The organism is Marinimicrobium alkaliphilum (assembly GCF_003259155.1).
In the GTDB taxonomy this organism is placed as follows: Bacteria; Pseudomonadota; Gammaproteobacteria; order Pseudomonadales; family Cellvibrionaceae; genus Marinimicrobium_A; species Marinimicrobium_A alkaliphilum.
This window is the reverse complement of the sequence record NZ_QGMQ01000005.1, coordinates 316278-342208: the sequence shown is the minus strand read 5'-3', so window position 1 is coordinate 342208 and position 25931 is coordinate 316278. Positions and strand designations below refer to the sequence as shown.

The 25931-nt window shown below is 61.1% G+C and carries 25 protein-coding genes; 7 read left to right on the top strand and 18 right to left on the bottom strand.

Annotation, left to right across the window (positions count from 1 at the left end; all coding sequences use genetic code 11):
* Positions 1–105: 105 nt before the first annotated feature.
* Both DKW72_RS10605 and DKW72_RS10600 read right to left on the bottom strand, forming a co-directional pair.
* Entirely contained in the window at positions 106–1389 is a 1284-nt protein-coding gene (locus DKW72_RS10605) for an endo-1,4-beta-xylanase (protein WP_111642324.1), read from the bottom strand.
* A gap of 242 nt (positions 1390–1631) precedes the next feature.
* On the bottom strand, positions 1632–1835 hold the full coding sequence (locus tag DKW72_RS10600) for a DUF3185 family protein (RefSeq protein ID WP_111642323.1): 204 nt from the start codon (positions 1833–1835) through the stop codon (positions 1632–1634).
* 222 nt (positions 1836–2057) lie between these two features.
* On the opposite strand from DKW72_RS10600, the gene DKW72_RS10595 reads away from it, so the two are divergent.
* Positions 2058–2906 (top strand): universal stress protein, encoded by an 849-nt coding sequence (locus DKW72_RS10595; protein WP_232522375.1) that lies wholly within the window; start codon positions 2058–2060, stop codon positions 2904–2906.
* A gap of 1 nt (position 2907) precedes the next feature.
* Here DKW72_RS10595 and DKW72_RS10590 read toward each other — a convergent pair whose 3' ends face one another.
* The 3 genes from DKW72_RS10590 to DKW72_RS10580 are packed head-to-tail and all read right to left on the bottom strand — an operon-like array spanning position 2908 to position 4527.
* Positions 2908–3414: a methylated-DNA--[protein]-cysteine S-methyltransferase gene (locus tag DKW72_RS10590; RefSeq protein WP_198411308.1), complete on the bottom strand. Its 507-nt coding sequence runs from the start codon at positions 3412–3414 to the stop codon at positions 2908–2910.
* Positions 3411–3974 (bottom strand): TetR/AcrR family transcriptional regulator, encoded by a 564-nt coding sequence (locus DKW72_RS10585; RefSeq protein WP_111642321.1) that lies wholly within the window; start codon positions 3972–3974, stop codon positions 3411–3413. Before DKW72_RS10585 ends, DKW72_RS10590 begins: the two co-directional genes overlap by 4 nt.
* Before the next feature lie 19 nt (positions 3975–3993).
* Positions 3994–4527: a hypothetical protein gene (locus DKW72_RS10580; protein WP_111642320.1), complete on the bottom strand. Its 534-nt coding sequence runs from the start codon at positions 4525–4527 to the stop codon at positions 3994–3996.
* Positions 4528–4683: 156 nt separating this feature from the next.
* Between DKW72_RS10580 and DKW72_RS10575 the strand changes: the two genes are divergently transcribed.
* From DKW72_RS10575 to DKW72_RS10565, 3 genes are read left to right on the top strand one after another with little or no spacing between them, the layout of a single operon-like run.
* The gene (locus DKW72_RS10575; protein WP_111642319.1) at positions 4684–6195 is read left to right on the top strand and encodes an alpha/beta hydrolase; all 1512 of its coding nucleotides are present in this window, start codon (positions 4684–4686) and stop codon (positions 6193–6195) included.
* Positions 6192–6941: an ABC transporter ATP-binding protein gene (locus DKW72_RS10570; RefSeq protein WP_111642318.1), complete on the top strand. Its 750-nt coding sequence runs from the start codon at positions 6192–6194 to the stop codon at positions 6939–6941. Before DKW72_RS10575 ends, DKW72_RS10570 begins: the two co-directional genes overlap by 4 nt.
* Positions 6941–8113 (top strand): ABC transporter permease, encoded by a 1173-nt coding sequence (locus DKW72_RS10565; protein ID WP_111642317.1) that lies wholly within the window; start codon positions 6941–6943, stop codon positions 8111–8113. The genes DKW72_RS10570 and DKW72_RS10565 overlap by 1 nt, the downstream gene beginning before the upstream one ends.
* Here the strand turns inward: DKW72_RS10565 and DKW72_RS10560 are convergent.
* The 9 genes from DKW72_RS10560 to DKW72_RS10520 are packed head-to-tail and all read right to left on the bottom strand — an operon-like array spanning position 8110 to position 16622.
* A complete protein-coding gene (locus tag DKW72_RS10560) occupies positions 8110–9762 on the bottom strand; it encodes a GGDEF domain-containing protein (RefSeq protein ID WP_111642316.1) in 1653 nt (550 codons plus the stop codon). The two genes, DKW72_RS10565 and DKW72_RS10560, sit on opposite strands and share 4 nt — an antisense overlap.
* A gap of 47 nt (positions 9763–9809) precedes the next feature.
* Positions 9810–11462, bottom strand: coding sequence for a complex I subunit 5 family protein (locus DKW72_RS10555; protein ID WP_111642315.1), 1653 nt, complete (start codon positions 11460–11462; stop codon positions 9810–9812).
* On the bottom strand, positions 11459–12976 hold the full coding sequence (locus tag DKW72_RS10550; protein WP_111642314.1) for a complex I subunit 5 family protein: 1518 nt from the start codon (positions 12974–12976) through the stop codon (positions 11459–11461). Before DKW72_RS10550 ends, DKW72_RS10555 begins: the two co-directional genes overlap by 4 nt.
* The gene (locus DKW72_RS10545; RefSeq protein WP_111642313.1) at positions 12976–14400 is read right to left on the bottom strand and encodes a complex I subunit 5 family protein; all 1425 of its coding nucleotides are present in this window, start codon (positions 14398–14400) and stop codon (positions 12976–12978) included. The genes DKW72_RS10550 and DKW72_RS10545 overlap by 1 nt, the downstream gene beginning before the upstream one ends.
* The gene (locus DKW72_RS10540; RefSeq protein ID WP_111642312.1) at positions 14397–14687 is read right to left on the bottom strand and encodes an NADH-quinone oxidoreductase subunit K; all 291 of its coding nucleotides are present in this window, start codon (positions 14685–14687) and stop codon (positions 14397–14399) included. The genes DKW72_RS10545 and DKW72_RS10540 overlap by 4 nt, the downstream gene beginning before the upstream one ends.
* On the bottom strand, positions 14684–15589 hold the full coding sequence (locus DKW72_RS10535) for a hydrogenase subunit MbhD domain-containing protein (protein WP_111642311.1): 906 nt from the start codon (positions 15587–15589) through the stop codon (positions 14684–14686). Before DKW72_RS10535 ends, DKW72_RS10540 begins: the two co-directional genes overlap by 4 nt.
* On the bottom strand, positions 15582–15893 hold the full coding sequence (locus DKW72_RS10530; RefSeq protein ID WP_111642310.1) for a cation:proton antiporter: 312 nt from the start codon (positions 15891–15893) through the stop codon (positions 15582–15584). The genes DKW72_RS10535 and DKW72_RS10530 overlap by 8 nt, the downstream gene beginning before the upstream one ends.
* Positions 15886–16137, bottom strand: a complete 252-nt coding sequence (locus DKW72_RS10525) for a monovalent cation/H+ antiporter complex subunit F (protein ID WP_111642309.1) — start codon at positions 16135–16137, stop codon at positions 15886–15888. The genes DKW72_RS10530 and DKW72_RS10525 overlap by 8 nt, the downstream gene beginning before the upstream one ends.
* On the bottom strand, positions 16134–16622 hold the full coding sequence (locus DKW72_RS10520) for a Na+/H+ antiporter subunit E (protein ID WP_111642308.1): 489 nt from the start codon (positions 16620–16622) through the stop codon (positions 16134–16136). Before DKW72_RS10520 ends, DKW72_RS10525 begins: the two co-directional genes overlap by 4 nt.
* A gap of 195 nt (positions 16623–16817) precedes the next feature.
* Between DKW72_RS10520 and DKW72_RS10515 the strand changes: the two genes are divergently transcribed.
* Positions 16818–18941: a di-heme-cytochrome C peroxidase gene (locus DKW72_RS10515; protein WP_111642307.1), complete on the top strand. Its 2124-nt coding sequence runs from the start codon at positions 16818–16820 to the stop codon at positions 18939–18941.
* 80 nt (positions 18942–19021) lie between these two features.
* Positions 19022–20185 (top strand): GNAT family N-acetyltransferase, encoded by a 1164-nt coding sequence (locus tag DKW72_RS10510; RefSeq protein ID WP_111642306.1) that lies wholly within the window; start codon positions 19022–19024, stop codon positions 20183–20185.
* On the opposite strand, the gene DKW72_RS10505 is transcribed toward DKW72_RS10510, so the two are convergent.
* On the bottom strand, positions 20143–21126 hold the full coding sequence (locus DKW72_RS10505) for a transporter substrate-binding domain-containing protein (protein ID WP_111642305.1): 984 nt from the start codon (positions 21124–21126) through the stop codon (positions 20143–20145). The two genes, DKW72_RS10510 and DKW72_RS10505, sit on opposite strands and share 43 nt — an antisense overlap.
* A 129-nt stretch (positions 21127–21255) precedes the next feature.
* Here DKW72_RS10505 and DKW72_RS10500 point away from each other — a divergent pair, with 129 nt between their 5' ends.
* Entirely contained in the window at positions 21256–22098 is an 843-nt protein-coding gene (locus DKW72_RS10500) for a CPBP family intramembrane glutamic endopeptidase (protein ID WP_111642304.1), read from the top strand.
* A 3-nt stretch (positions 22099–22101) separates the two neighbouring features.
* Here DKW72_RS10500 and DKW72_RS10495 read toward each other — a convergent pair whose 3' ends face one another.
* The 3 genes from DKW72_RS10495 to DKW72_RS10485 are packed head-to-tail and all read right to left on the bottom strand — an operon-like array spanning position 22102 to position 25882.
* On the bottom strand, positions 22102–22593 hold the full coding sequence (locus DKW72_RS10495; protein WP_111642303.1) for a nucleoside deaminase: 492 nt from the start codon (positions 22591–22593) through the stop codon (positions 22102–22104).
* Positions 22586–25051 (bottom strand): EAL domain-containing protein, encoded by a 2466-nt coding sequence (locus DKW72_RS10490; protein WP_111642302.1) that lies wholly within the window; start codon positions 25049–25051, stop codon positions 22586–22588. The genes DKW72_RS10495 and DKW72_RS10490 overlap by 8 nt, the downstream gene beginning before the upstream one ends.
* Positions 25052–25072: 21 nt before the next feature.
* Positions 25073–25882, bottom strand: a complete 810-nt coding sequence (locus tag DKW72_RS10485; RefSeq protein ID WP_111642301.1) for a response regulator — start codon at positions 25880–25882, stop codon at positions 25073–25075.
* Between the last annotated feature and the right edge of the window lie 49 nt (positions 25883–25931).

The following is a 25931-nucleotide window of genomic DNA, read 5'->3' as shown; positions in this document are numbered from 1 at the left end:
AGGTGTCGGATTACGCCCTATGGGCTAATCCGACCTACTGGATACACTGTGCCGTTTCTGTCGGGTTACGCCCTGCGGGCTGATCCGACCTACGGGGGCTTCCTTTTACTCGCAGGGTTCGCCGCGTAAGGCTCGTTTAACGCCAAAGAACGCGGGCTTGGCCTGCAGGTTATCGTCAAACAACACCGGATAGACCTGGTCGTATTGGGCACCGGTTGCGGAGGCGAATGCACCCATCAGCCAGCTGTCGTCGTCGGTCAGCCCCCAAACGGTGAAACCACCCCGCAGCTCGGCAGGAACGACATCCAGATAGGCCTCGGCAATCTGACAGAAACGTACGCCCTGGGCGTCGGCCAGGGCCTGATCAAACTCCGGCAGCGGCGGTGGCGTGGAGCTGCCATAGGGGTTGACGATGGCAATGTCCAACTCGGTGACTTTGACTTTCAGGTCACGATCTACCACTTCCTGAAAGGCATTGCGAAATTGCGCAATACTCGGGTAATCCATGTAGGCGTGCATCTGAAACCCGATACCGTCGATCACCTCCAGCTCTTTCAGGCGATCTGCAATTTCCAGGGTCTTGTTGAGGCGCGCGGTATTGGCCGTGTTGTCAAAATCGTTGTAGTAGAGGTCCACATCCGGGTTGGCCGCTCGGGCAGCCTGGTAGGCCACTTCAATATATTCCGGTACCTGACCTGCTTCCGGCGGCGCAAAGTTGTAGAAAATCGACCGGCGCCAACCGTCTGATGAGTTGGTCTGAACCGCTTCGTTCACCACGTCCCAGCTCACCACGGTGTCGTCAAACAACGCCATGACACCCTCGACATGCTCGGTCAAAAGCCCCTGCCAATCGTCCCCTTCGTAGTCACGAAACACGTTCGGAACCTGATAATCCGCATGCCAGACCAGTGCGTGGCCGTGCACTTTGATGCCATTGGCGCGGGCAAAATCAACCAACGGGCGCGCAGGCGCGTCGGTAAAACCACCACTGTTGGTGCGCATGTAAGACATTTTCATGACATTGGTCGCGGTCACTTCGGAAAAGTGTCGGGCGACCAGGGCCTGTCGATCAGCGGCATCGGGCGCGGTAAACAGGCTGAAGGGTTCCCAGTTGGCGACCTGAACCGCAACCCCTACAGGGAAGTCCGCCTGGACGTAGAGACTGTCCTGGGTACCGTCGCCCTCAGCCTGGGAGCTGGCGCTGGAGCTTTGGCTGCTCTCGGCGCTGGAGCTCTCGCTGCTCTCAGAGCTGGAAGAGCTGCTGCCCGCATCCGGATCATCCAAGGCGCTACTACTGCTGCCGCAGGCGCTCAACAGCGCAACACACAGAGCCAGGCTGCCAAAACGGCCCAGGGGGGAGGTGAGGGGGTTACTTGGAGTAATTTTCATCAGTATCCGACCATTGGGTTGTGTTGGGGGAAACGGGGTTCGGGCACCCGCTTTCTTGTAGTCATATGCACTATATGATGACGGCAGGATACTTTCAAGTGAATAAAGGCGCAATGATCAACGCCCCGTTAGACCCCCTGGTGTGATGCAGGTCGTGCGGCGGTCCCCGGGAAACGGGGCACCCGAAACGCGAAAACCGGCGAATCGCCGGTTTTCAGAGAGGGAAACAGCGTAAGAAAGAATTACTTGCGGACAAACGCCAAAAAGGCGCCCACAACCACCGCCACTGCACCACCGATAATGAACCACATGGTTTCATCGGTAAAACGACCCGTCACTGCTTCGGTAACCTGATCATCCAACGATTCCGACGACTGCCAACCAAAGTAGAGCAAAATAACACCCACAACCAACAAGATTAAACCCGCTAACTTTGGCGCTCCCATAATAACTCCTCATGTTAATGATGGTTCTTTAAGGTTAGCGTATCCGGCCATATCCGCCAGTTTAGTGCACCAAAGACAGGCGCTTACAGCCGCGATGATTCAGCATCTGGCATGAAAACGGCGCCAAACAGCGAATCAGGCACAGAACTCGGCCATAAAAGCGCTTGGCATAAGTATTGCGGTGTAACGGATGAAGGTAGGCAACGCAAACGGAGTATGACCATGTCAAGCATGCACGCCCCCATCCCCGAGCTTTCATCCGATGCCGAAAAGTTGTTTGTGGTTCTCGACCCCAACGACACCGAGCATCTGGCCCTGAAGCGCGCCATCATCACGGCGCAGTTGCGCGAACCGCAACCGCGCCTGCACGTTTTTATTGCGGTTGACCCCGACGGTAAAAACGGCAGAACCCAGACGCCTCAGAATCTGTTGATTGGTGAGCATTGGCTGGCCGAACATATCCGCCAGCCGCTGGCGGAAAAAAACCTGATGCACGAGATTGAGTTTTCCTGGAGCAATGTCTGGCTGGATACCATTTTGGACGCCGCCAGGCGCTTTGGGCCCGATATCATTCTGCTGCCGGTGCACGAGCGCAGCCGCCGACCACTGCGTTTAAGCGAACGCAAATGGGGTTTGCTCAAACGCGCTTCCAGCCCCGTGCTGTTGGTGCGCCCGGGCGCCGAGGCCAAACGTCGCACCATTCTCGCGGCGGTTAACTTTCAGGCGACCACCGCTGCCCAAAAGGCGTTGAACCAACGCATCCTGATGCATGCCGGACGCATCTCACAACGCTATGACGCGGAACTGCATGTGGTCAACGCCTATTTCGATTCGATGAGTTATCCGTCGCCCGGTGACCTGATCAAGAAAACCGGACTGCCCTGGGAACGCATACACATCGATCAGGGTTACACCGATGAAGTGGTGGCACGGGTAGCCGAGCGCATTGATGCGGATATTCTGACGCTGGGCACGCTTAACCAGAAGGGTGGTCAGGGCAGTTTCCGTCGGGGCAATACCGCGTCGCGCGTGATCGACGCGGTGGACATCGATACCCTGATCGTCAATTGAGTCAGAGCAGTGTCGGGGTGCGACTTTCGAGCTGCAACAGCTGCGACTTGATGGATAGCCCACCGGCAAAGCCCACCAGCTTGCCGCTGGTGCCAATGACCCGGTGACAGGGAACCACGATGGCAATGGGATTGGCGCCGGCGGCGGCACCGACAGCCCGGCTCGCTTTGGGCGAGTCGATCGCGCGAGCAATATCGCCGTAGCTGCAGGTTTCACCGTAGGGTATGGTTCGCAATGCGGACCATACCCTGCGCTGGAACTCGGTTCCCTCCGCCGCGAGGGGTAGATCGAAGGCTCGCCGTCGACCGGAAAAGTACTCGGACAACTGCCGGGCACAGTCACGAAATCGACCATCATCCCGTTGCCAACCGGCTTTCACCACCGAGGGCGCGCGTTCGCCCACAAACGCAATGTGAGTCAGGTAGTCACCATCGCCCGCAATCAGCAGTTGCCCGACCGGTGCGGCGACATAGGTAAAGTAGGCCGCCGCTTGACGTGAAAGGGTCATTGCCATAAACCGATACGCTCGCTGTGGTCCAATTGTCGTTTTAGAAACCGCCGGGTTTTACGCTGGCGCGTAGAGCTGTCGCGCAACCAATAACTGAAGGTCGCAAGATAGATACTGGTCAGGGCCAGCTCCTGGCTGATGCGCTTGAGATGCGTTGCCTTGAGTTCAGCCGCCTCCCGAAACCACTGCACCGTTCGACTGACCCGCAGAACGCCCGCCGCCTGCAGATGAATATGACCGGGCTCAAATTTGTACAACAACATCTGGCCGGTGAGCTTTCGGTGCGGCGCCAGGGCATCCAGCCAACATAACAGAACCTGTTCTACCCGGTCCCGTGGGGAGAACGATGACCAGACGGGGTTGGGCACCTGATCGAGCAGCGCTCGATCAGCCCGGTCAAACCAGGCCTCGACGATATCGTCTTTTTGGGGAAAATGTTCATAAAGCGTTCCCAGCGGTACATCCAGCGCCCGGGCAACGGCGTCGAGGCTGAGCTTTTCCCAGCCGCACCGATGACCGAGTGCCAATGCCTGATCAAGAACCTGTGCGCGGGTGGTCACGTCGATGTCCTCGCAAGCTCTAAATCGAACTGATGGTTTTCACTTTTTCGCGATCCAGCACAGCTTTGGCGCTGCGCAATTGATCACGGTCGCGCGCATGCACGGCGACCACATATTTACCCTGGCGCAGGGCTGATTGGGACACCATGATATAGGGTGCGTGATCCGGGCGCAGAGTTACCAACCCCGCGAACATCAACCCCAGAATAAAACTGAAGGCCACGATCAGCAGCGCCGCCGGCATCGCATTGTGAACGATAAACCCGACATCGGCTGCATACAGAATCCAGAAAAACACCCCGCCGAGCACTGCCCCGATCAGCCCCAACCACAGATGTGACAGCAACAGGGTACGCCAGATGCCTTTGCTCTCCGGCTCAAGTTCAGCACCTGGGTGAGGATCGTCCGGACCGACCACGAAGATCTGATTTTTGCGTACGTCAGTTTCGTTCTGGACTTTATCCGCCGCCGCTTCCGCCGCCGACCTGCTCTCGAAGATGCCGGCGACCTTGTGGTCAAACTTTTCACCGGATACCTGTGTCACGTCACTCATCGCACACCTCCTTATACCTCGGGGACTTTCAGCGTAAAGTACCACGTGCACCTTCCAGTGTAGACCATGACGGGCTTTTAGCGGTGTGCTATATTTTGGCTCCCGGATAAGGTACGCCAGCGCTGGCGGCCAATCCCGTCAAGGACGAGGCGACTTATGCATTTATCTCTCCCGAGCCCGCGAGCCGGCGCCCCGAAGAACCCCGTTCGACGCCTGTGGCGTTGGCTGGCGTTACTGGCGCTACCCCTGAGTGTGTCGGCGAGCGCCGAACGCGTCGGCGACGTCGATTTTCGCGCCTGCACCCTGAGCGCCGAAGGCCGCGAGCGTCAGGCGCAATGCGCCGAACTCACCCTGCCGGAAAACTACGACGTTCCCGATGGCCCCAGCCTCGCACTGTCTATCGTGCGCCTGCCCGCGCGCCGGCCGGACCCGGACGCACCCCGCTCACCGTTGCTGCTCCTTGCCGGCGGGCCAGGACAGGGCGCGAGCGAGGCCTACCTGCACGTTACCCGGGCCTTTCCCCAGCTCGCCCGGGCGCGGGATTTTTACCTGATCGACCAGCGTGGCACCGGGCGCTCCAACCGCCTGGCCTGCCCGGATACCGATCCGGATGCACTGCTCCACGGCGACCTGGACCCGGAACAGGTTCGCGCCCTGACCGAGGCGTGCCTGGCACAGCTGCCCGGCGATCCGCGCTACTACACCACCAGTGTCGCACTGCGGGATTTCGAAGCCGCCCGCGAAGCGCTTGGTATCGCTCAATGGAACCTGTTCTCGGTGTCCTACGGCACCCGGGTTGCGCAACACTACATGCGCCGACATCCGAAGGCCGTGCGCACTGCGGTGCTCGACTCCCCCGTTCCCAGCGAACACACCCTGGGGCCCGAAATCGCTGAGTTGAGCCAGAAGGTGCTGGATACGCTCTACCGGCGCTGCGACCAGGATGAGGCCTGCCAGAAGGCTTTCCCTGATCTGCGGTCGCACGTCGACAACCTGTTCGCGCGCCTGGACGACGCCCCCATTACTTTGAGCGCCGAGCGCTTTGCCGACGGTGAGCTGATCGAACTCACCCTGACGCGCATGCATCTGGAAGCCCTGGTGCGGCTGTACCTTTACCACACCCGATCCCTGGCGCTGCTGCCGCCGATCCTGTACGAGGCCGCGGCCAATGAGCGCTTCGCGCCCCTGGCGCGGGCGGCCATCCGCCTGACTGACGATTTGGGTGACGCCATGGCCTTTGGCATGCACAACGCGGTGGTGTGCACCGAGGACGCACCGTTTTTCCCCGATGCCGACAATGATTCCCCGAGCTACCTGGGCGGCCGTGTCATGGAAACCCTTCGGGAAGTCTGCCGTCACTGGCCTATCGGGTTGATGGATGAAGACTTGAAGGCCCCGTTGAACAGCGCGATCCCGACCCTGCTGCTGTCCGGCGAGTACGATCCCATCACGCCCCCGGCTTATGCTGAGCTCGCCATGACCGGGCTGAGCAACGCCAAACACCTGAGCCTCAAGGGGCAGGGGCACTTTGTCAGCACTGCGGGGTGTATGCCTCATGTGCTGACCCGCTTTATCGATAGCGCCAGCCCAAGCGGCCTGCAATTGCCCTGCCTGGAGCGGATCGAAAGCGCGCCGCTGTTCATCAACTTTAACGGACCCTCGCCATGATTGAAGCCCAGGCACTCGCCAAGCGCTTTCCCCAGAAAGGGCGTAAAGCACCCCTGGTGGCGGTAAGAGACGTCTCCCTGCGCGCCGAGGATGGCAACATCACCGGCCTGCTGGGCCCCAACGGCGCGGGCAAGTCCACGACCTTGCGCATGCTCACCGGGTTGATCCCGCCGGACAGCGGCAGCGCCCGGGTGGACGGCTGGGACATCGGTAGCGATGCCCTGAAGGTGCGCCAGAACATCGGCTACCTGCCTCACAATGCCGGCATATACCCCCGCTTGAGCGCGCGCGAGAACATCGTCTATTTCGCACAACTTTCAGGTATGGGGAAAACGCAGGCCGAAGCCCGTATCGACGAGCTGGTCGAGCTGCTGGGTATGGATGACATCATCGACCGGCGCACCGAGGGCTTTTCCCAGGGGCAGCGCACCAAAGTCGGCCTGGCCCGGGCGCTGGTACACGAGCCGCAAACCCTGGTGCTGGATGAACCCACCAACGGGTTGGATGTGATGGCGACGCGCAAGCTGCGCATGGTGTTGCGGCAACTGCGCGACCGGGGCCACTGCATTCTGGTGTCCAGCCATATCATGCAGGACGTCACCCTGCTGTGCGATCAGGTGGCCATCATCAACGAAGGTGTCATCGCCATGGAAGACAGCGTTGCCGGTATTCTCGAAAAAACCGGCCAGACGGATTTTGAGGACGCCTTTGTGGTGGCCATTGGCGAATCACTGGAGAACCGCTAATGCGACGGATCGGCATCATCGCCCGCAAGGAAATTCGCGATAACCTGCGCGACAAACGCTCGATGTTTTTTGCCTTGGTGTACGGCTCACTGTTGATGCCGGCATTGATTCTCGGGCCGCTTATTTACTCACTCCAGGAAGCCTTCACCGAAGGCTACGAGCAACCCAAAAAAATTCATGTAATCGGCGAGGAGCGGGCACCCAACCTGATCCGACACCTGCACGGGCGCAACATCGATGCCGACCCGGCGCCGGAAAATTTTCGCGAACAGTTGCGCAATGAAGAGCTGGACATTGTGCTGGACATTGCTGAGCACTACCCCGAGCGTTTCAGCAGTGGGCAGCCCGCGCGGGTGACGCTGCACTACAACCGCGACAACGGCAGTTCCCAGAGTCTGTTCTGGCAAATACGGGCCGAGCTGGAAAGCTACAGTCACAGCTTGGCCGCGCAACGGCTGTTGGTACGCGGTCACAACCCGGAAATACTGGAAACCCTTGAGTTGGTGGAGTCGGATGTCTCGCGCGAAGAAGTGGGCGCTGGCATGATCGCCACGATGCTGATGTTTATGGTGACGCTATCCATGACCATGGGCGGTTTCTATCTGGCGGTGGACACCACTGCCGGGGAACGCGAGCGGTTGTCGCTCGAACCGCTGCTCAGCCTGGCCGTGTCCCGGTTGGACATTGCCCTGGGCAAATGCCTGGCGATCATCGCTTTTGTGTTTCTCGCCTATATCGGCCCACTGATCAGCACCAGCGTGCTGCTACCGTTTATTCCCGAAGGCTTTTTCGGTAATGCCGGTCGCCCGACACTCACTACACTGGCCACCCTCTTTACCGTCAACCTGCCCCTGGTGCTGATGATCGGTACCTTCTTAATGGCCGTGGCCGTGCATGCCAAGAGCATCAAGGAAGCCCAGACCCAGTTGGGCTTTGCCATGCTGGTACCCATGGCGCCATTCTTCATTATTCAGTTCACCAACATGGATCTGGACGGCCAGGCGCAGCTGATTCCGCTGCTCAGTCAGTATCTGCTCGCATCGGAGTTACTTATCGACGGTAAACTCAACTGGCACAACGCCCTGCCCGGTATGGTCACTACCAGCGCCGCTGCACTGGTGTTTTTTCTGATATCGGTGCGTGCCTATAAGCGCAATCTGGGGTTGGGTTAATCCGCCACAGCGACCCGATCGCGGCCCTCATTTTTGGCCCGATAGAGGGCCTGGTCGGCACGTTCAACAAGCGACTCGACGGTGTCATCCGGGCGATAGTCAGCCACACCGAAGCTCGCGGTAATGCTCTCGCCGTGGAGCATGGGCGTTTGTCTGATGGCCTGACGCAGAACTTCCGCAAGCACTGCCGCCTCGTCCCGACTGGCTCCTCGACACAATAACAGAAACTCCTCACCACCCCAGCGCCCGAGGGTATCGGCGTGGCGGCAGCGCTGGGACAATACGTTGGCGGCTTTGCGCAGGACGTCATCACCCACCAGGTGCCCGTGGGTGTCGTTCACCTGTTTGAAGTAATCAAGATCAATAAACACAATACTGAATGGCGTTTGCACCCGGGCACAGCGACGCACCTCAACCGCCAATTCGTTCTCTGTGCGCAAGCGACTTGCCAGGCGCGTCAGCCCGTCGGTTTGAAGTTCTTCATCCAGCCCCATGATGGTCGAGCGGGCACTGTTCAACAAGGTGTTGTAATGCACCGCCAGCGATTGCAGTTCAGCAATGCGCTGGCCACCACCCTGCAGATTGAACGGCGCCCAGGCTTCCATAGCCGCCGACAGCCGGCGCAGCGGTTTGGCAATTGAGCGCCGCAACACCAGGTTCGCGATCACCGCCAGGCCAATCAACAAAAGCATCACCATGGCAACAACAAACACCAACGCGCGGCGCGCTTCGGCGACCGCATCGGTATGCAGGGTAATCTCCGCCATCAAAATCACGGGAAGCTGGTCCTCACTCGATAGCCGCATCACGGGTAAGTAGTAGCGCGGCGTGGGACGTCGGCTGATCTGGTAGGGCGCATCTTGTCGGTAGGCGCGCTGCATCCGTCGGGCGGCTTGGCGATTGTGCTCGTACTGATTCGCGAGGGCGAGATTTTTATCGTCGGCCTCGGACAGGTGTCCGCGCAGGGGCAACATCCATTCATCCCACATTAAAAAGTGCAGGTTGATATCGAACAGCGTTCGCTCAGCCAGGTCTTGGTCGAGCGCAGCAAGGCGCGCATTCACATCTTCGGGTATAAACCCCAGCTGCAAGGTATAACCGCTGTCACCAATCGGCGCATAGGTGTAAACCCGAAAGTTGCGCGCCAACAGCTCAAGCATCGGTGGTGCCACCAGGACATCCCCCGTGCGCGCCGCCCGTTCAATCAACATCCTGCCGTCCACCAGGGTCGGATGGTTGAAGTCCAGACCCAGATCAGCGAGGTATGTGGTCTGATGAATCGTCAGGTCGGGGCCGATCAGGTAGATATCAAAGGGGGTGTCGCTGGCGTCGCGCAATTGTGCGTGCAAGCGTTCGACCTCAAGCCCGTCGAGATCGTCACCCACCAGCGCCAGCGCCTCTCGATGCAGAGCCACAAAGGTCGGCCGGTGATTATCCAGCAGGCTGACGACTTCGCGATAGGTAACCTGAAATTCCGCCTGCAGGCTGGCAAACAAGGCCGATTCTGTCTGTTGCTGGAGGTCACGGGCCTGCCAGTTAATAAACCCCACCAGCGCCGACAGGGCCAGCCCGGTGGTCACCACAAAGATCGCCAGCGCCACCAACAACAGGGACGCGACCGACAGGGGCTTGGGCGCTTTCTTAACCACGTTTTAGTCGCCTGGTTGAAAATTTAGGTGCCGCCTTTCAGTGTAGTTCACCACAACCAGGCCAACAGTAAAAGAATACTCAGGAGCCAGGCACTGACGGCCACGGTACCCTGCTGCCAGAAACGGTTCCAGCGACGCTCGCGCTGGCGCCAGGCACGGTAGTGCCTTTTCGCAATCTCGTCATCAGGCAGCCGTGGCCTGTGCAGAAGTGTCCGCAACCAAAGCGAGAAAAAGCGGGCGGGTTCTCCCAGACGGGTCAACAGCGGTGGTAGCGCCCAGCGCCGCCATACCACGAACGCGGACAGGCCCAGCGCCAACGATAACGGCCACAGCAGCGCCCAAAGGACGTAAATACTTGTGCTGTCGAGCCAGGCGGCGCGCAGCGGCGGCCAGAGCCCGGGCCCCAGTAAAGGCGCACTGGCGACAGCCGCCCAACTGGCCAGCAACGGAAGCGAAGGTCTGGCGTGGCTCTCGGGCTGGCTTTGGACCATCAACCACACGGCTCGGGCAATCAGCAGGGCCGTTGCCACCGAGCCCAAGGTGAGTAGCGGCAACGCCGGTGCCAATACCGAGTCGCCCAGCCCGGTTTTGAACAGGGTTTTTACCGCAGCACCGCTGGTTAAAGGCAGGCCCGCGAGAGCCAGGCCAGGCAGTGCCACCAACGCCCACTGCCAGGCCCTGAACCGGTAGTTCGCTGCCAGCCCCGCCGCCATAAAGAGCGCCCCCTTGGCCATACCGTGATGCACCACATACAACGCCAGCACCAGCCCCCAGGCCGCACGGGCCTCGGGCTGGCCCCACGCCAGTGCCAGGAGCGCGAGCAAGTAGCCCACCTGGCTGACGGACGAATAGGCCAGGGCGGCCTTGGCCCGGGTTTGCAGCAAACCAAGAACGACGCCGTAAAACGCACTGACCAAACCGATGCTGAACAACACACTGGCCCAGTCCATCAGCAGATCCGACTGCTCGGGCATAAAACGCCACAAACCCAGAATCCCGGCCTTGATCATGGCCCCGGAGAGCACCGCGCTGGCCGCGGCCGGGGCCGCGGGATGAGCCTGGGGCAGCCAGATATGGAGTGGCCAGAAACCGGCTTTAAGACCAAAACCGACCAACATCAACACCGCGGTGACCACACCCACCGGCGCCTGTTGCCAGGCACTGAACGCCACCTCGCCTCCCGCCTCATGGACCCGCAAGATAAGGCCGGCATAGAGGAGCATTTCGCCAATAATCGCGAGCTGCAAATACAGACGCCCTGCCTGACGCGGACCCGGCCCCCCCTTGTGCACCACGAGGCCGTATGCCGACAGGCTCATCAGGGTGAAGCCGACATAAAAACTCGCGCCATCCTGGGCGATAATCAGCAGCAGGTTGCCGCACAAGGTCAGCAGCCAGAAGGTCCAGAAGCGCATCCGGCGGGGGTCATTGTGGTGGCTCGCCCAGGCGTACACACTGGCGGCCCCCCACAACAGAGCGCTAAAACCCAAAAAGGCCCGGGTCAGGGTATCTGCCGCGCCCCAGTGGGCCCCCGCCAGGAGTGCACCGAGGGACGCCCCCGGTGCCGGCCAAATTGCCAGCGCCAGCGCCGGTACACAACTGAGCCAGAGCCAGGGGGTGGCCCGGTCGCGCAAGGCCAGCAGCGCCAGCCCCGCGAGCAAAGGCGCCAGAGGTACAGATAGCCATAACAGGGCACTCATGATTCAAACTCCCGCGCCACGATCAGTTCAGCCCAAGCCAGAGGACTGATCCCCGTACTGGCGAGGATCCCGGCCAACAGCGCCAGTGCCGCGGTAAACAGGGTGGGCCAAAGCAGCATCCAATGGGTCTCGCGGATGCCGCCGCGCCCACCACCCAGGCCGGTATCCTCGGGCCAGTGCTCCGGCGGCGGTGCAAACCAGCCCCGATACACCATCGGCAAAAAGTAGGCGGCGTTGAGCAGGCCCGAGGCCACCAGCACCCCGAGCACCCAGTAGTACTCCGTCTCGAGCGCCCCCAGCCCGAGATACCATTTGCTGATGAATCCGGCGATTGGCGGCACCCCCATCATCCCCAGCGCCCCCACGGTAAAGGCGGCCATGGTCAAAGGCATACGTCGGCCAATGCCGTCCATCTCCCGAATCCGGTGTACGTGCAAGGTTTCGGCAAAGTTACCGGCACAGAAGAACAACGTGATTTTCATCAGCCCCTGATGCACCAGATGCACCAGCGCACCAATGGCACCGATAGGCCCGAGCAAGGCCACCCCCAGTGTGATGTAGGACACCTGGCTGACGGTCGAGAACGCCAGACGTTTCTTGATCTCCCGCTGCTGCAGTGCCTTGAGCGAACCGTAAATAATGGTGGCCGCCGCCAACCAGAGCAGCGGCTCATTGAGCTGCAGAAGGGCCACCGGCTCGACCCCGAAAACGTCGTAAACCACCCGCACGATCCCAAAGGCGCCCGCCTTGACCACCGCGACCGCATGCAGAAGGGCACTCACCGGGGCCGGCGCCACCATCGCTTTGGGCAGCCAGCTGTGCAGTGGGATGAGCGCGGCCTTGACCCCCAGCCCGGCGATCAGAAGCGCGAATGCCAGCGTCAGGCCCGCGCGATTATCATCCACCAGCGGCGCCAGATAGCCGCCAGGCGTGAAGTCCGGGCTGCCCGCCAACAGATGCAGAAGTGCCGCGCCCATCAGTACCAGGGCGCCGCCCCCCAGGGTATAAGCCAGGTACATGCGCCCGGCGCGCAACGCCTCCGGCGTGCCCCGGTGCACCACCAGGGGAAAGGTCGCCAGCGTCAGCAGCTCATAAAACAGCAGAAAGGTCACCAGGTTACCCGCCAGCGCCAAACCCACCGTGGCACTGACACACAAGCTGAAATAACCGAAGAAGCGCGAGCGCAGCGGCGCACCTTCCAGATAGCCAATGGCGTAGAGTGTGGTCGCCGCCCAGAGGATGGAAGACAGCGCGACAAACTGTAGCGACAGGGCATCCCCCTGCAGCACCAGCTCACCTCCGGGGATAAACGGCAGAGCAAAGCGGAAGCTCAGCCCCTGGCTCACCCCCCACAGCATCAGCCCCACCAGCAACAACTTGAGCAGGACACCGCCCAGGTTCAATGCCGTGCGCAAGCCCACTTGGTGCTCGCGCAACGTGAAGATCAACAGCCCGGGCACCAGGGAGCTGAGCACCACCGCGACCGGCAACAGCTGAGTCCACTCGGGCGCCATCAGTGGGTCACCCCCGTCAGCCAGAGGATCAGTGGCTGACTCACCAGCGCCATGCCCCACACCAACAAGGCGGGGATCAACGCAAGCCACTGGGCCAGAACGTGGGGATCGAAGTCGGGCCGGGTCGGTTTGGCGCGGTCAAAGGCCAGCGCGACCACCCGGAAGACGTAGACAGCACTGGCCAGGGTCCCCAGCAACACGGCAAAGGCCCAGAACCAATTGGCCGGCTCGGCAAACAGCGGTTGCAGCAGCAGCCATTTGGCCAGAAAACCGCCGCTGGGCGGCAAACCGATCAGGCTGCCCCCCGCCACGGCAAAGGCAAACATGGCGACCGGCATGGTCTGGGTGGCCCCGGTGAGGGCACTGATGCGTTTACTGCCCAGGGTCGCCTGCATTTCGCCAGCCGCGAGAAACATCGACACTTTGGCCAGCCCGTGGGAGAGGACAAATAACCACAGGGCCACATGCAGTTCGGGCAGTTCCCAGTAGAGCAGCAGACCGAGTGCCATCAGGGCATAGCCCAACTGTGCCACCGTCGAGTAGGCGACCAGGGTCTTGATATACGGGGTACGCATGGCCGACCAGCCTCCGGATAACAAGGCTGCAACCCCGGCCAGCGCCATGATAAAGCCCATGTCCCGGGCCAGCGCCGGTGGGGCGATTTCACTCCAGATCAGCCACAGGATAAACAGCGGCCCTTTGACCACCAAAGCCGAGAGCAGGGCGCTGACCGCGGTGGGCGCACCGGCATGGGCCGGCGGCAGCCACAAGTGCAGAGGCCAGAGTGCGGCCTTGAGCATCAGCCCCAGGGTCATCAGCAGCAGGGCTGTGTGGGTGGTGGCATCCGCCTCCGTCAGTGACGCCAACAGCGCCACGTCGAGTACCCCGTAGCGCCCGTAGAGCAGCGCCACGCCGAGCAGGTAGAAAAGCGACGCCACCAGCGACAGAATCAGGTAACGCATGGCGGCCCGGTAAGCCTTGGGGCCCGCCAGCGTCACCAGTGCCACTGCCACCAACCCCAACAGCTCCAGGGTCACATACCAGTTGAACAGATCATTGGACAGCCACAGTGCCACCAGACTGGCGTGCAACAGACCGGACAAAGGCCAGTAATCGGTATGCCGGGTCTGGCTGTGACGGCTCGCAGCCGCATAAAACGCGACCAACAAATGAATCAGGGCGGTAAAAACCAAGAGCAGGCCCGATAGCGGTGTAAGCCGGAAACGGATACCCAGAGGCGGCTCCCAGCCCCCCAGGGCCAGAAGTTGTTCGCCGCCGTCGACCACCTGATAGAGCGCTCCCGCAGCAGCGATCAGACTGCCCAAGGTGGCCAGTATCATCAGCACTGGGCTGCGCGCGCGCAGCACCAACAATACCAGAGCACTGGCCAGAGGCAGCAACAGACTCATCAGCGCCAGGGTCACGGGCGCGACTCCCTGCGACGCGTGCAATGCGCTTCAGCCGAAGCCAGCCGCAGCGCAAAGGCCGTGGCACTGACGGCCACCACCAGCCCGGTCACCACCAGTGCCTGAAACACCGGATCGACCGGGTCGGTGCGCACAGCGATGGCCACCATGACAGTAAACGCACCTCCGCCCATGATATTCACCGCAATCAGACGACGGATCACATGGCGCACGCGCAACAGTCCGTAGAGGCCAATGACCCAAAGGCAGACGCCGACGACGAGAAAAAGCAGGCTCTGGGTCACGGGTGCACCTCCTCGGGTTCACCGACGACCAGCAGTGCCAGAGTCAGCGCAATGGAGAGGGTAGCGGCCACTTCAATAGCCACAATCAGGGGGGTATTCCAGGCAACGGGATAGGTCAGCCAGCCGGCGCCGAAGGCGTGGGTCAGCGCGGCCACCGCCAGAAACACCGTGACACCCAGGAGCACTCCGAGGCGCACCGGCCATTGCCGCCAACTGAGCGCCGGCAGGACACCGTTCAAGCGCAGCACCACCAGGCCAGCGGCGAGCAGGGCGCCGCCCTGAAAAGCGCCCCCGGGAGCCGAGGTGCCGCGCCAGAGCAAGTAACCGCCAATGACCAACGCCAGGGGCGCCAACAGTCGGCCCCAGGCGGCGAGCAGCGGCCAGGGCTCGGTGTGTGCCAGCGGCGCCAGCCGCAGCTGACGCAAACCCAGGAAGGCAAAGAGCACAACCAGTAATTCCAGCAGCGTATCCCAGGCCCGGAAGTTGAGCAGTACAGCGGTCACCGGATGGGACACACCGCTGGCCTCAAGCTCGGTCATCACCTGAGCCGGCAACGGTTGGGTGGTTTCAGCCAGGGGCCAGACGGCTCTGATCAACAGCGCCGCCAGGGCCATCGAGACCAGAGCCGCAGGCCAGCGATACCCGTACAGCGTGTTCGACGGACGTTCGGGCCGCGCATGCGCCAGTGCACCCAGTAACAGGACGCCAGTGAGCCCGGCGCCAATGGCGGCCTCGGCGAGTGCCAGATCAGGCGCGCCCAGCCGCGCCCAGGTGAGTGCCAGAAGCAAACCGAAGGCAATGAACAATACAACGCTGGCGTAAAGTCCTGACGCACGAATCACCGCGATCGCCAGTATCAACAAGAGCGCCGCCAAGGTGCCATCCAGGAGCCACTCAATCACGGTCCCGGCCCTCCTGCTGGGCTTCGTGTTCGCGCTGGTAGCGACCCAGAAGTTGGCAGGCCGTGGCGCCCGAACCCATGACCAACAGCCAGATCAGGAGCATCACAGCCACCGCCTGAACAGAGTCCGCACGCACACTCAAGCCCGCCACCACCAGACCCAGGCCGAGCGTATCGGCCTTGGTTACCGCGTGCAGGCGCGTGTAGACATCGGGAAAGCGCAACATGCCCACCGTTCCGGCAATGAAAAAGAACGCCCCCGCCAACAGCAGCGGCCAACTCAGCCATACCAGCCACTCAGTCATCGGGCGCCTCCCGCAGCAGCTGTACCAGGGCCGCCGACACGACCGCCGCGAGCAGCGCCAGGACCAAGGCAACATCGCGCAGCGCCGGTTGCCCGAGGCTTTGAGCGAGTATCAGCAATACGGCGGCACCGGTTGTGCCAAAGAGTTGAATCGCCATCAGTCGATCGGCTCGCGTCGGGCCGCGCAGCACCCGCCACAGACCCGCCAAAATCGTCAGTGCCAAAAGGGTCGCCAAGAGCATCATCGATCAGTCCCCCCCAAGAGCTGCGCCAGTTGGGCTTCGAGCTGGCGCACCAGCGCCGCCCAGGGCTGGGTGTGATCGAGTACGTGAATATACAGATGTTCACCGTCATAGTGAGTGGCAAAGGTACCGGGCAGCAGACCCACCAGGGCAGACAGCCACAAGCGCACTCGGGGGTTGGCGCAGGTACAGGTGTAACTCACCCAGTCGGGCGCCAAAGGCAGGCGCGGGTGCAGCGCGCGGCGGGCTACATCCCACCCCCCCGCCCACAAGGCGCGTAAATACCAGCCGATGAACACCGGCAAACGGTGCCAGCGCAGGGGCGGAAGGCTCGACCCCAGGGCGACGCTCACGGCGCTCGCCGCCGGGACCAGAACCAGGGCAAAACCCCAACCCCGCGCACCGGTCAACAACACCCAGAGCAGGGTATAAAACAACAACCAGGGTAGGGCCAAACGCCACCATCCGGGTACATCTGTGGTTTTCACTCGGGCTCCTCGCACAGTGACCGTGTTTTGATACTAGGAAAAGAAAGGCGCTAAATCAAACGCTTGCACATTTGTCGGGCTCTGGGGCTGGCACTTGCGGCAACAATGCGTAAAATGCGCCTTTCGTCGGAGTGCTGGTGTGCATCAGCGCTCGCAGTCGGCAGGAAGCACAATAACAATTCTCAGGAGCACGCCATGCACTTCCCCCTGACGCGCCTGGGCTTTGCGGCCCTCAAACGCCACCGCCACTGGCTGGTGATTATTCCACTCGCGCTGGTCGCGCTGATGTTTGTCGCCCTGGCGATCGGCAAGCTCTACCAAAGCTGGGACCGCGACCCGGAGCGCGGTGCCATCGGTGTCGAGAACGGCGGCTACGGCGAGAGTTTTCCAACCCCCGTCTATCTCGACCAGGGCTGGAGCGCCAACGACAGCTTGTGGTTTTACAACACCACCCAGGGCTCGGGCCTCTTACCCTACGATTTTTTCATCGCCCTGGAGCAGGCCGACAACGAGACGCTGTTCCGCAGCGACGCGAATATCGACCGCTATCGCTACCTCCCCCAGAAGCCGACCTTTTTCAACCCGGATGGCCTGCCGGTGGGTTTTGTTAAAGACACCCATCGGGGCCGGGACTACATGGGGTTTACCTGCGCGGCCTGCCATACCGGTCAGATCAACTACCAGGGCCAGGCCATCCGTATCGATGGCGCTCCGGCCATGGCCGATATGGATGCCTTTCTGCACGGGCTGGAAAGGGCCATGAAAACGACCCTGACCGAAAGTGACAAGCGCGCGCGTTTTATCGACGCAGTGCTGGCGCGGCGCAATGATTACCGCCATGCCGACGACGTGATTGAAGATCTCGAGTACTGGAGCCAGCATATCGCGCTGTACAACACCATCAACCACAGCAACGTCAATTATGGCCACGGCCGGCTCGATGCCTTTGGCCGCATCTACAACCGGGTGCTGCAGCACGTGCTCAACACCGACCAACTGCGCAGCGTGCTCCTGTCGGTGCTTTCGCCGGTGGGCGAACCGATTCTTTCCGAGGCCCAAGTGGACAATGTGCTGGCCGGGATCGACGGCAGCACCATCATTCGCGACCGGGAGTTTCTGACCATTCACGACCGCCTGCTGTCGAGCGCACCGGGCTACCCGAACCTCAATCAACGGGACATGCTGCGCATTCGCAATGCCCTGTTCAACACCCCCAACGCCCCCGTAGCCTACCCTGTGCTGTGGGACATTACCCACACCGATTACGTCCAGTGGAACGGCCTCGCGGGCAACGCCAACATGGGTGCACTGGGACGCAATACCGGTGAGGTACTGGGCGTTTTTGCGCAACTCGATTTTGAACCCAGGCCGCCGGGCTTCAGTTTGTCCGGGCGCGCGTCCGGGCAGCGCAAACAACAGGACCGCATCGCCTTTACCTCCTCGGTGAAGCTCACCAACCTGGAGCGCCTGGAAGCGCACCTGCGCAAGCTCACCTCACCCCAGTGGCCCGAGGACATTCTCGGCCCCATCGACCGGGACAAGGCGGCGCGCGGCGCGCGGCTTTACGCTCAGCACTGCCAGAGCTGCCACGAACTGATTGAACGTGACGCCTGGGACCGGTTGGTGATCAGCAAGATGACCGCGCTGGAACATATCGGCACCGACCCGGCGGCCGCCGAGAACTCCGTGCGCCATACCGGCAAATCGGGCAACTTCAAATACACCTATCAGCGAACCTCGGCCGGGGTCGTCGTGATGGAAGAGAATGCCCCGGTGGTGCAGATACTGACCGCCGTGACCTCAGGCGTGGTGGCCACGCCGGAAGCCGACAAGAATTTCATCCGCCGGCGTCTGGATTGGCTCTACACCCTCGCTCTGTCGCTGTTCGAGAACGAAGTCAAACCCAGCGTCAAAGCCGGGCACTACAACCCGGATACCTCCGCCGAGCCCTATGCATCGCTGCTGGCCTACAAGGCGCGCCCCCTCAACGGCACCTGGGCCGCCGCCCCCTATTTGCACAACGGCTCGGTGCCCACGCTGTATGACCTGCTCTTGCCCGAGCGCCGCGACGGCGACCCGGACAACGGTAAGTACCGACCCGACGAGTTTATGGTCGGCAGCCGGGAGTTTGATCCGGTGCGGGTGGGCTTTCGCACCGAGGGCTACGACGGCACTTTGCGGCGCACCCATCAACGGGGCAATTGGAATAGCGGCCACGATTACGGCGCCGTGCCCACGACAACGCCAGACGGGCGCACCCTGGCGCCGCTCACCGAACAGCAGCGCTGGGAATTGGTAGAGTTTCTCAAAACCCTGTAATACATCGGCCCCGGGGCAGAGAGACCCGGGGCCGATGTTTGTGCGTATACTGAGACTCGGACCCGAGAGACACAGGCACTATGCACTGGGAATTTGTCGACACTATTCACGCCCTCAGCCCCGCGCAGTGGGATCGCCTCTGCCCCGATGACTACCCTTTTACCCGGCACCGGTTCCTGGCCGCGCTGGAGGACAGTGGCAGCACCAGCGCCGAGCGCGGCTGGCAACCGCACCACCTGATCGGTCGAAGCGCTCAGGGCGATGCCACCGTGGCGCTGCCCCTGTACCTCAAACAGCATTCCTACGGCGAGTATGTGTTCGACTGGAGTTGGGCGGACGCTTACCAGCGCTTCGGTCTGGACTATTACCCCAAACTGGTCAACGCCATTCCTTTTACCCCCTGCGTCGGGCCGCGCCTGCTGTGTGGCGCGGCGGCGCCGGAAGACTATGCCGACGGCGTCGCAAGAGCTCTGACCGACGAGTGCGAACGCCTGGGATTGTCGGGCTGGCATTGCCTGTTTCCCGACCCCAGCCTGAGCCGAGCGCTCGCCACCCAGGGCGCAGCGCAGCGCCACGGCTGCCAGTTCCACTGGCACAACCGGGGCTATCGGGATTTTGACGAGTTCCTCGCGCAACTGGCGTCGCGCAAGCGCAAGAATCTGCGCAAGGAACGTCAGGGGGTTGAGGCGCAAGGGCTGCGTTTTCGCTGGCAGACCGGGGCCGAGCTGGGCCCCGAAGACTGGCAGCGGTTTCATGTGTTCTACCAGATGACCTACCTCAAACGCAGTGGTCACGGCGGTTATTTGACCGGCGATTGCTTTCGCCGTCTGGGAGAAACCTGTGCCGATCAGAGCTTGATGGTGACTGCGCTGTCAGGTGATCAACCCGTGGCCGCGGCGCTCTACTTTTTCGACCGCGATACGCTCTACGGGCGCTACTGGGGGTGTCTCGACGAGTTCAATGGCCTGCATTTTGAAACCTGTTATTACCAGGGCATCGACTTTTGCATTGCCCGCGGGCTAAAGCGCTTTGACGGCGGCGCCCAGGGCGAACACAAAATTGCGCGCGGCTTCGAGCCGGTCGCCACCTGGTCAAATCACTGGCTGCGCGCACCCGAGTTTGCGGAACCGATTCGCCAGTTTATGCGCGAAGAGGCTCACGCGGTGGCCGCGTATCATGCCGAGGCACAGACGTTGCTACCCTACAAATCGTCGACGACCTCGTCGTCAAACTCCCAGGGGTGAACACCCCGGGTGGGCAGGTGCCAATAATTGCGGGTCTGGTACGGCGTCTGGTCGGGCATGTCCGGATGGGGAATCAGGATCGGCCGTCGCTGATTCAGGTTCAACTGTGCCAATGCGTCGCGAATGGTCGGATAGGCAAAAAACCGCGCGTCAAACGCACCGCTGGCGTGCATTGCCTCCAGCCCTGTGGCCAAACGCTCGGCAAGCTGTGGAAACCTTGGATCGACAAAGAAGTAATAGGGGGCAAGGTAGACAAACACCAGATCTCGCTCAAGGACAATGTTCATATCCTTGTAGGCGTCCAGCTCTGCTAACACTTCGCTGGCGTTGCGCACCAGAAAGTCAAAACGTCCGGCCTGGAGCATGCGGAATCGGGATTCAAAATTGCGCGCGGATACGATGTCAAAGCCCTGCGCCTGAAACGCCCGGCTGATTGGCCAGCGGGGGTCGCCACCGACGCGCAGGCTTCCAAAATCGTTGAACGTTTCGATGTCTGAGAAACGCGCTTGATCCTCCGGGCGGATCAGGAGCAGACGATAGGTGGCCAGGCCCTTGGTCAGCGGAATACGCACCGGTAACAACTGCGTTTCGCGCTCGCGGCTGGTTTCGCCCCAGAAAACATCCACGCCACGGAAGTCTTCTGTGCCCATCAGGGCTGGCAGACGGACGTGAGGGTTGCTGGTGTACTCAAGGGTACAGGCGCCGAAGCTATCCTCGGTGTGCTCGAGGATATATTGGAGCAGGTCGTGGAAGTAGCGGTCGCGTCCCGCGTTTATCTCTCGCTCCGCCGTTACCAGCAGACGGGCGTCGTTCGGGGCGCTAGCGGTATCCGCGCCATCGGCGCAGGGATGAGGCGTTGCCATAGAGGCATTGGCCGTGGCCCACCAAGCCAAGCCAGCGCACAGGAGCAGAGCCCTTATGGCACAACAACGCTGCATCATCGGCGCCTCTATTAGGATTATTGTCAGCTGCAAACTCAGTCAATGAACAGTATAGTGACCTTCCGGCGTTTGACGCCAGCCTAAATAACGATTTAAATGCCACGCCCGTCACAGAAACGGAACTCCACCATGTCGTTACTGCGTTTTATCGATCCCCGCCAGATTCTTGTTGCGCTCGATCGCATCGATGCCGGCCCCGAGTCCTGGACCCTGGATCGCCGGGCCAGCCTGCGCCGGATTCTGATTGTTCTGGCCTGTGTTTCGGTGTGCCTATTGCTGCTCCATTACGCCAAGTTCGGGCGCAATTTTTACAACCTCCTGCAGTGGCTGGCAACGCTCCAGGAGCTGCCTGGCAATCATTACATTCAGCCCATTCACCAGGCTGGCTGGTACCCCATGGTGGTCAACGCCTGGTGGGCGGGCTGGCATTTAATCGCGTTTTTGCTGATCCCCTGGCTGGTGTGTCGCTACCTGCTGAAGACCTCGACACTGGATATGGGTTGGCGCTGGAACGACACCCACCGCCACTGGCTGGGCTATGTCATGTTGCTCACGCCGATTCTGTTTTTTGTCTATCTGGTGAGCCTGGGGGACGAGTTCGTCGATCACTATCCCTTCTACGTCCACGCCGGGCGCAGCTGGGTCGACTTTCTCGGTTGGCAGCTGCTCTACATGAGTCAGTTTGTGGTGCTGGAGTTTTTCTTTCGCGGCTTTATGCTCAACGCCCTGCGCCCGGCCATGGGTGCCAATGCCATCTGGGTAATGATTGTGCCCTATATGATGATTCATTTGCCCAAGCCCTGGCTGGAGGCCACGGGCTCGATTCTGTTCGGGTTGTTTCTGGGCATATTGGCGCTGCAATCGCGTTCGATCTGGGGCGGGGTATTGGTGCACGCGGGGGTCGCGTTGAGTATGGATATGGCCGCACTCGCGCGCAAAGGGCAGTTCCCCACCCAGTGGTGGCCGTTTTAGGGATCAATAGTCCCGGCGTTCGCCATTAGCGAGCCAGGCATCGAAGGGCGCTTCGGCGCTGTCCAGCGCCACCGGATGGAAGGGGATTGACCGCTCCGGGCCGGGCAGGGGAATCTGTTCGTAGATAAAACTGTCGTCAAACCCGGCCTTGGCTGCCTGGGCATGGGTCGCGGCGTAGTAGACCGCGTCCGGGCGCGCCCAATAGATGGCCCCAAGGCACATGGGGCAGGGCTCGCAGCTGCTGTAGAGCACGCACCCGGCCAATTGAAAGTCATTGCGCTGGGCGCAGGCATTGCGGATCGCCACCACCTCCGCATGGGCGGTCGGGTCATTGCTGCCGGTGACCTGATTGACCCCTTCGGCCACCAGCTCGCCGGCGTGCACCACCAGGGCCGCAAAGGGGCCACCCCCCGGCGTGCGGCTCTGCTGCTCGGCCAGGTCGATACAGCGCTGCAACCAATAGCGGTGCTGAGAGTTGTTGTCATTCTTAGTCACGATTCACCGCCTTCGCCGTGATCCCTGGCAACGCTTGCAGATAACGGATGGCATCCTCGACCGGCATGGGCCGGGCAAAATAATACCCCTGTGCACTGTCGCACTGCATCTGAGCCAACAGCGCCCCGATATCGGCCTCTTCAATGCCCTCGGCGACCACCGTCAACTCCAGCGCGCGCGCCATGGAGATGATCGCCTGCACCAGGTGGCGATTGGTGTCGCTGTGGATGATTTCGCGCACAAACGATTGATCGATCTTGATCACCGAGATCGGGAAACGGTGCAAATAACTGAGGGACGAATACCCGGTACCGAAATCGTCGAGCATCAATGGACAACCGAGACTGTCCAGCTCTTTGAGCCGCTCAATCAGCTGCGGGCTGTCCTCAACCAGAATGCCTTCGGTCAGTTCGAGACGCAGTTGCCCCGGACGGATACCGTGGCTGTGCAACAGAAAAGTCACATTGGTAAGCAGATCGGTCTGGAAAAATTGCAGCGATGACACGTTGATACTGATATAACCGCGCTCGGCAAATACCGGCAGCTCGCGATTCCACTGCTCGATCTGCTGACACGCGGCTTCCATCACCCAGTTGCCGATGGACCCGATCAGGCCGCTCTCTTCGGCCACCGGAATAAATTCTGCGGGGGACACAAAACTGCCGTCGTCGCGCCGCCAGCGCAGCAACGCCTCGAAACCCTGCCAGCGCCCGTCGGGCAACGCCACGATCGGCTGGTAGTAAAGACTCAATTCGCGTCGGGCCATGGCCCGGCGCAGGTCGGTCTCCATCTGCAGACGCTGCTGAGCCTGTCGCTGCATGCCGGTGTCAAACACACAACTGCCGCCTTTGTTTCGTCGCTTGGCGGTGTGCATGGCCGTGTGTGCGTCGCGGTACAATTCCTTGGCGCTGGTGTAGCGTTTGGCGCTCATGGCGATGCCGATACTGATCGACACAAAGACTTCTTTCTGCGCGATAAAGAAGGGTTTGATAAAGCTGTTCTGCAAGTCCTGAACCAGCGACATCACGCCCGACTCGTCATCGGTGGTTTCCAACAGCAATCCAAACTCGTCACCGCCTACCCGGGCCAGCACAAACGGCGGTTTGAGTCGCTGGGTCAGGCGTTCGGTTACCATGCGCAAAACCTGATCGCCACCATCGAATCCAAAGTTGTCGTTCACCAGTTTGAAGTGGTCCAGATTGATCAGCAACAGCGCCCCAAAACGCTTGTCAACCGCGAACTGTTGCTCCACCTGCTCCATGAAATAACTGCGATTGGGTAGGCCGGTGGTTTCGTCAAAAAAAGCGCGCTCGCGCAGTTCCTGTTCCAACTGGATGCGCTCGCTGATATCAAACATATTACCCATGAAGGCTTCGCCGTCATCATCCGCCAACGGCGTGATGGTGAGGTATACCCAGCGCTTTTCACCAGTGCGCGTCGTGATCTCAACCTCACGCAACAAGTCGGCGTGCCCGGAAAAGGTTTTCAGCGTTTGAGGGTCGACACCAAACAGTTCGGCGACCGCCATAGTCTGTAACTCGCGCGGACTATAGCCGGTAATCTCACTCACGGCAGGGTTGGTATAGGTAAAATGTTTGTCGAACGAAAAGATACCGTTGTTGCTGATTTCCGCCAGCAACCGAAAGCGGTTTTCACTCACGCTGAGCGAACGACTCATCTCGGCCAGGCGTCGATCCACGGTGGTCGCAATCAGTAACAGGCCGACAATAATCGCCACCGCGAGGGCAATCAGGATGCTCATCAGGCGGGCGTCCAGACCTGTCCCTGTAAAACTCTCCGCGGCGGGATCCGGATAGAAATCGGTCGCGGCCATGGCGACATAATGCATGGCCGTCACCGCCAGACCGAGAATCACACTGCCACTGATATTACCCAGCCAGTAGCGTCGGGCGCGCAACGCCAAGCGGACGTTGGCATGCAACGCCAAGCGCGCCAACGCCAGAGCGACCAGCAGCGACAAGAGGAACAGGCCCGGATGGTAAACCATGACCACCGGCGCAATAAGGGCTTCCATACCGCTGTAGTGCATGGCGCCGATTCCCAACGCAAGAGCACCGGCTGCGACCCACAGGCGCTTGCGCCATTGAAGCCCACTGCGCGACGCCATGATGGTGATCGCCGCCGCGAGCATGACGGGCACAACAGAAAAAAGCGTTATCCAGGGACTGTAGGCGACCTCAACCGGCAGTCGATGGCCGAGCATGGCGGTAAAGTGCATACCCCACACGCCGAAGCCCATGGCCAGCGCGCCCGCCGCCAACCACCAAAAGCGCACCCGCCGGGAGCCGCTCGAGCGATAGCGTTCGATCACCGGCAGGAGCGTCGAGGCCGCCAGAATGGCGACCAAGGGTGCGAGCAGCACCATCAGGGGATCGTGGTGGGCATGCAGGGGATCGCCGAGCGCCGCGAGGTCGGCCTCGAAACGCCAGAAGCTCATGCTTCGCCCCTCAGAGCGACGTTACATCTGGGCAATATATTGCGACAAGGCTTCATACTTGCTCGCGTCCTTATCCACAAAACGAATGACCAGCTTGAGCACCTGACTGCCGGGCTTGGGCTCGCCCGCCTGAACACTGTGCACATAACCGTTGATGCGCGCGGGTTCGCTGCCTTCGCCCAGGTCCAGGTCGACCACGACCTGCTCAAAGACGGTCGGAATATCCTGACTGCGCTGGATGAGACCGCTCAGTGCCTGCAACGACAACTCCCGCACCACGCAACCCACGGAACCTTTGCGCGCACTGAAACGCAACTGCGCCCGCCCCTTGCCGCGGGCGGCGGTGGGAGCAGCGGTCGACTCAACGGCGGTGCGGTTGCCCGTCAAAGCCGCCACCGAGGCCGAGGCAATCCCCTGAGTGGCACCCTGCCGCCCCGAGGGTGCGACGTCGATACCCGCCGCCTTCAGTTGCTTGAACACCTTGCGCAGCAACTCATCGGGCGTGAAGGGCTTGGTCAGGTAGTCGGACACACCTGCTTCCACCGCCTTGATCACATGGTTGCGATCGCCGCGGCTGGTGACCATGACGAAGGGCAGGTCTTCGGCGCCTTCGAGCTCGCGCACCGCACGCAACAGCTCGTCGCCGCCCATACCCGGCATCTCCCAATCCGAGAGCACCAGATCAAAACTCTGTTTCTTGATCAACGCCAGAGCCCGCTGGCCGTCCACCGCCTCGGCGATCTCCACCCCCGGTAGCCGCTCGCGCAGGTGCTTCTTCACCATATCCCGGATGAAGGAGGCGTCGTCGACGACAAGGATGCGGATGGCCATAGTGCGCTCTCTATTCTTTAATTAAACAGGGTAGCTGATACCACCGAAG

Coding starts and splice junctions, on each gene's coding strand:
- DKW72_RS10510 (WP_111642306.1), top strand. CDS start 19,022: ATGCACTGGGAATTTGTCGACACTATTCACGCCCTCAGCCCCGCGCAG.
- DKW72_RS10600 (WP_111642323.1), bottom strand. CDS start 1,835: ATGGGAGCGCCAAAGTTAGCGGGTTTAATCTTGTTGGTTGTGGGTGTT.
- DKW72_RS10515 (WP_111642307.1), top strand. CDS start 16,818: ATGCACTTCCCCCTGACGCGCCTGGGCTTTGCGGCCCTCAAACGCCAC.
- DKW72_RS10595 (WP_232522375.1), top strand. CDS start 2,058: ATGTCAAGCATGCACGCCCCCATCCCCGAGCTTTCATCCGATGCCGAA.
- DKW72_RS10505 (WP_111642305.1), bottom strand. CDS start 21,126: ATGATGCAGCGTTGTTGTGCCATAAGGGCTCTGCTCCTGTGCGCTGGC.
- DKW72_RS10580 (WP_111642320.1), bottom strand. CDS start 4,527: ATGAGTGACGTGACACAGGTATCCGGTGAAAAGTTTGACCACAAGGTC.
- DKW72_RS10530 (WP_111642310.1), bottom strand. CDS start 15,893: ATGACTGAGTGGCTGGTATGGCTGAGTTGGCCGCTGCTGTTGGCGGGG.
- DKW72_RS10490 (WP_111642302.1), bottom strand. CDS start 25,051: ATGAGCTTCTGGCGTTTCGAGGCCGACCTCGCGGCGCTCGGCGATCCC.
- DKW72_RS10570 (WP_111642318.1), top strand. CDS start 6,192: ATGATTGAAGCCCAGGCACTCGCCAAGCGCTTTCCCCAGAAAGGGCGT.
- DKW72_RS10550 (WP_111642314.1), bottom strand. CDS start 12,976: ATGGCGCCCGAGTGGACTCAGCTGTTGCCGGTCGCGGTGGTGCTCAGC.
- DKW72_RS10525 (WP_111642309.1), bottom strand. CDS start 16,137: ATGATGCTCTTGGCGACCCTTTTGGCACTGACGATTTTGGCGGGTCTG.
- DKW72_RS10500 (WP_111642304.1), top strand. CDS start 21,256: ATGTCGTTACTGCGTTTTATCGATCCCCGCCAGATTCTTGTTGCGCTC.
- DKW72_RS10555 (WP_111642315.1), bottom strand. CDS start 11,462: ATGAGTGCCCTGTTATGGCTATCTGTACCTCTGGCGCCTTTGCTCGCG.
- DKW72_RS10485 (WP_111642301.1), bottom strand. CDS start 25,882: ATGGCCATCCGCATCCTTGTCGTCGACGACGCCTCCTTCATCCGGGAT.
- DKW72_RS10565 (WP_111642317.1), top strand. CDS start 6,941: ATGCGACGGATCGGCATCATCGCCCGCAAGGAAATTCGCGATAACCTG.
- DKW72_RS10590 (WP_198411308.1), bottom strand. CDS start 3,414: ATGACCCTTTCACGTCAAGCGGCGGCCTACTTTACCTATGTCGCCGCA.
- DKW72_RS10575 (WP_111642319.1), top strand. CDS start 4,684: ATGCATTTATCTCTCCCGAGCCCGCGAGCCGGCGCCCCGAAGAACCCC.
- DKW72_RS10605 (WP_111642324.1), bottom strand. CDS start 1,389: ATGAAAATTACTCCAAGTAACCCCCTCACCTCCCCCCTGGGCCGTTTT.